Genomic DNA, 410 nt, shown 5'->3' on the forward strand with positions numbered 1-410 from the left:
TGATGGCAGAGAGGTCACACCCGTTCCCATACCGAACACGGAAGTTAAGCTCTCTAGCGCCGATGGTAGTTGGGACCTTGTCCCTGTGAGAGTAGGACGTTGCCAGGCAATATTATTCCGCAGTAGCTCAGCGGTAGAGCTATCGGCTGTTAACCGATCGGTCGTAGGTTCGATTCCTACCTGCGGAGCCATTGGAGAGCTGTCCGAGTTGGCCGAAGGAGCACGATTGGAAATCGTGTATACGTCACAAGCGTATCAAGGGTTCGAATCCCTTGCTCTCCGCCATAGGATTTATAATATTTGGCCCGTTGGTCAAGTGGTTAAGACACCGCCCTTTCACGGCGGTAACACGGGTTCGAATCCCGTACGGGTCACCACTTTTGGAGGATTAGCTCAGCTGGGAGAGCACC

General features: G+C 53.4%; 3 tRNA genes and 1 rRNA gene. All 4 read left to right on the forward strand.

The features are described from left to right. Positions 1 to 108: ribosomal RNA gene (gene rrf, locus MR147_RS26810) — 5S ribosomal RNA — on the forward strand; the annotation flags it as partial. Between the two features lie 8 nt (positions 109 to 116). After that, a tRNA-Asn gene (locus tag MR147_RS26815) sits at positions 117 to 191 on the forward strand. 2 nt (positions 192 to 193) lie between these two features. Next, positions 194 to 285 (forward strand) — tRNA-Ser (locus MR147_RS26820). A gap of 17 nt (positions 286 to 302) precedes the next feature. Further along, positions 303 to 377: transfer RNA gene (locus tag MR147_RS26825), tRNA-Glu, on the forward strand. Positions 378 to 410 lie beyond the last annotated feature (33 nt).

It is taken from the genome of Bacillus cereus group sp. BfR-BA-01350, from assembly GCF_022663775.1.
Classification (GTDB): Bacteria; Bacillota; Bacilli; order Bacillales; family Bacillaceae_G; genus Bacillus_A; species Bacillus_A paranthracis.